Origin of the sequence: Herbaspirillum sp. B65, from assembly GCF_000333555.1 — a bacterium.
In the GTDB taxonomy this organism is placed as follows: Bacteria; Pseudomonadota; Gammaproteobacteria; order Burkholderiales; family Burkholderiaceae_D; genus Herbaspirillum; species Herbaspirillum rubrisubalbicans.
Genome location: NZ_BADI01000567.1, coordinates 1 through 3657 on the forward strand (window position 1 = coordinate 1; position 3657 = coordinate 3657).

At 66.6% G+C, this 3657-nt stretch carries 3 protein-coding genes and 1 pseudogene; all 4 read left to right on the plus strand.

Annotated features, from left to right (window positions below):
• Window positions 1–97 (plus strand): phosphogluconate dehydrogenase C-terminal domain-containing protein (locus I5W_RS31295; RefSeq protein ID WP_305809654.1); only part of this gene is annotated, 97 nt, incomplete at its 5' end.
• Between the two features lie 12 nt (window positions 98–109).
• Window positions 110–1354, plus strand: a complete 1245-nt coding sequence (locus I5W_RS13770) for a ribulose-bisphosphate carboxylase large subunit family protein (protein WP_044529649.1) — start codon at window positions 110–112, stop codon at window positions 1352–1354.
• Window positions 1351–2739, plus strand: a complete 1389-nt coding sequence (gene oiaK / locus I5W_RS13775; RefSeq protein ID WP_044529650.1) for a 3-oxo-isoapionate kinase OiaK — start codon at window positions 1351–1353, stop codon at window positions 2737–2739. The genes I5W_RS13770 and oiaK overlap by 4 nt, the downstream gene beginning before the upstream one ends.
• A 96-nt stretch (window positions 2740–2835) precedes the next feature.
• Window positions 2836–3542 (plus strand): annotated as a pseudogene (locus I5W_RS13780) (transcriptional regulator NanR).
• Window positions 3543–3657: the final 115 nt, after the last annotated feature.

The following is a 3657-nucleotide window of genomic DNA, read 5'->3' on the forward strand; positions in this document are numbered from 1 at the left end:
GGCCATCAAGAACGGCTTGCCGCGCCTCTTGCGCGATGACTGGCTCAAGGTCTTCGACCACGACGAGATCGCGGAGAGCATCCGCCGCATCACCTGACCAGGAGCGCGCATGGAACGCATCTACGCCAGCTACTGGCTGGAAACCGGCGACGATCCTGCCCGCGCGGCCGAGGTCATCGCGGGCGAACAATCCAGCGGCACCTTTGTGGCCCTGGCTACCGAAACGCCCGCCCTGAAGGAGCGCTCCGGCGCGCGGGTGGAAAAGCTGGAAATTCTCGGCCATAGCACCACGCCCAGCCTGCCCGGCGGCATGCCCGCCGCGCGCTATACGCAATGCCGGCTGGAACTGTCCTGGCCGCTGGAAAACACCGGAGCCTCGCTGCCCAACCTGATGTCCACGGTGGCCGGCAACCTGTTCGAACTGCGCCAGGTCTCGGGCTTGCGCCTGACCGGGCTGCGTTTGCCGCGCGCTTTCGTGGAGGCTTATCCCGGCCCCGCCTTCGGCATCGCCGGGACGCGCAAGCTGACTGGCATCACCCACGGGCCGCTGATCGGCACCATCATCAAGCCCAGCATCGGCTTGTCGGTCGAGGAGACGGTAGAGCAGGTGCGCGAACTGGTGGCCGGTGGCATCGACTTCATCAAGGATGATGAATTGCAGGCCGATGGCGGCCGCTGTCCCTTCGATGAGCGGGTGCGCGCGGTCATGCGGGTGGTCAACGAGCACGCCGAGCGCACCGGCAAGAAGGTGATGGTGGCCTTCAACCTGACCGGCGACCTCGACCAGATGCGCCGCCGCCACGACCTGGTGCTGGCCGAAGGCGGTACCTGCGTGATGGCAGTGCTGAACTCCATCGGCCTGGTCGGTTTGCAGGAATTGCGCCGCCATGCGCAGCTGCCGATCCACGCGCACCGCGCCGGCTGGGGCTATCTCACGCGCAGCCCGCAACTGGGCTGGGACTACGCACCATGGCAGCAGCTGTGGCGACTGGCCGGAGCTGACCACATGCACGTCAATGGCTTGCGCAACAAGTTCAGCGAACCGGACGACAGCGTCATCGCCGCTGCGCGCTCGGTACTGCAGCCGGTGGTGCCGGGGGTGGAGATGGTGAGCACCATGCCGGTGTTCAGCTCGGGCCAGACCGGCCTGCAGGCGGCCGATACCTATGCGGCCATCGGCTGCGCCGACCTGATCCACACGGCCGGTGGCGGCATCTTCGGCCATCCGCAAGGCGTGGCCGCCGGGGTGCAGGCCCTGCGCGAGGCCTGGGTGGCCGCCATCGAAGGCGTGCCGCTGCAGCAGCATGCGGGCAAACATCCGGCCTTGCAGGCGGCGCTGGAGTTCTGGAAATGAGTCTGCTGCCCGATCACGACGGCCTGCCGCCGGGTTTGCTGCTGGCGTATTACGGCGATGACTTCACCGGCTCCACCGATGCCATGGAAGTGATGAGTGCGGCCGGTTTGTCCACGGTGCTGTTTTTGCGGACACCCGATGCGGCGTTGCTGGCGCGCTTTCCCGAGGCGCGCTGCATCGGTATCGCCGGTGCCTCGCGCGGACGTTCACCGCAGTGGATGGACGAACACCTGCCCGCTCCCTTTGCCGCGCTGGCCTCGCTGCGTGCGCCGCTGATGCAGTACAAGGTGTGCTCGACCTTTGATTCCTCGCCGGCCATCGGCTCCATTGGCCGTGCCATCGACCTGGGCGTGAGTCACATGCCCGGCGACTTCTCCCCCATGATCGTGGGGGCGCCACGGTTGAAGCGCTATCAGGTCTTCGGCAACCTGTTTGCGGCCGTCGACGGTGAAGGCCATCGGCTCGATCGCCACCCCACCATGGCCCGTCATCCCGTCACGCCCATGGATGAGTCCGATCTGCGCCGCCATCTGCGGCGCCAGACGGCGCGCCGCATCGAACTGGTGGACATGCTGCAATTACGCGAGGGCGCCGTGGCCGCACATGCGCGCCTGCCGTCCTTGCGTGGCAAGGATGTGCCGGTGGTGATGATCGATGTGCTCGATGAGGAGACCCTGCGCGAAGCCGGGCGGCTGGTCTGGGAAGGGCGCGGGGCGGGCGTCTTCACTGCCTCTTCATCGGGTTTGCAATATGCGCTCACGGCCTATTGGCGCGCACGAGGCTGGATCGCTCCCCAAGCCGGGCTGCCGCAGGCGGGCCCGGTACCGGTGATCGCCGCGGTCAGCGGCAGCTGTTCTCCGGTCACCGCAGGGCAGATCGGCTGGGCGCGCGAACATGGCTTCGTGTGCCTGCGCATGGACTTGCCGGCGGTCTTGTCGGAGGCCACGCAGGANGCGGAACTGGCAAGGCTGGTCACGGCTGCCGTGGCGGCGCTGCAGGAAGGACGCAGTCCGCTGGTGTTTTCGGCGCAAGGGCCAGATGATCCGCAGGTGACTGGTTTTGATGCGATCGCCGCTGCTGCCGGACTGGCGCGCCCGGAGGCCGCGCAGAAGGTAGGCATGGCACTGGCCGCCACCATGCGTCGGCTGCTCGATGCCAACCCCGTGCAACGCATCGCCATTGCCGGCGGCGACAGCTCGGGCGAAGTGGCCAGTGCGCTGGACATTGCGGCACTGTCGGTCTGTGCCGGGCTGGCACCGGGCGCGCCCTTGTGCCGGGCGTGGTCGGATCATCCGGGACGCGATGGCCTGCAGCTGGTGCTCAAGGGCGGGCAGGTCGGTGCACGCAGCTTCTTTGGCGACGTGCTGGAGGGCCGGCGCAGCTGAAAGAAGAGGTTCGTTGGGCGCCCGCTATCACAGTCCCGGCGCGGGATTGTGGTAGAGTGCGCCTCCAACGAAACCGACTAACGAGACAGTCCAGCCATGCCGGAACCGATACAGCGACGCAAGCTTTACCAGGAAGTACTGGAGCGCCTGATGGCGCGCATTCACCGGGGCGAATTCCCGCCCGGTTCCCAGTTGCCCTCCGAACGCGACCTGATGGATCAGTACGCTGTGGGGCGCCCGGCCGTGCGCGAAGCGCTGCAGGCCATGGAACGCTCCGGCTTCGTGGAAATTGCCCATGGTGAACGGGCGCGCGTGCTCGAACTGACGGCCGACCGCCTGATCGCACAGATCGGCGCTGGCGCTCAGCACCTGCTGCGCACCAAGCCGGACATGTTGAAACATATGAAGCAAGCGCGCGTGTTCCTGGAAACCAGTACCGCCCGCATGGCCGCCGAGTGCGCCACCGAGGAGCAGATCGAACGCCTGCGCCAGACCATCGCCGCGCACCGGGCTTCGATGGTCACTCTGGAAGAATTCATCGAACGCGACATGGCCTTCCACCGCGAGATTGCAGACATCAGCGGCAATCCCATCTTCCCGGCAGTGGTCGAATCGATGTTTCGCTGGGCCAGCGAGTTCTATACCACCCTGGTACGCGCTCCCGGTGCGGAAGAACTGACCCTGGCCGAACACCAGCGCATCGTCGATGCCATCGCCGCGCATGATGGCGATGCGGCTGCCGAAGCCATGCAGCCCACCTGATGCGGGCCAACCAGCTCTATCGCGAACTGGGGCAGCCATAAGCCGCCCCTAAGCCGCTCATAAGCCGGGCGGCCCCTGNNCGTCAGTAGTGCAGCATACCGTGCCAGGTGGGCTGCTTTTCCTCGTGGAATACGGGCGCGTCAGCGGTGCTGAAAT

What these genes read in the sequence shown, in the direction of transcription:
- I5W_RS13770 (WP_044529649.1), top strand. Translation starts at nt 110, where the DNA reads ATGGAACGCATCTACGCCAGCTACTGGCTGGAAACCGGCGACGATCCT.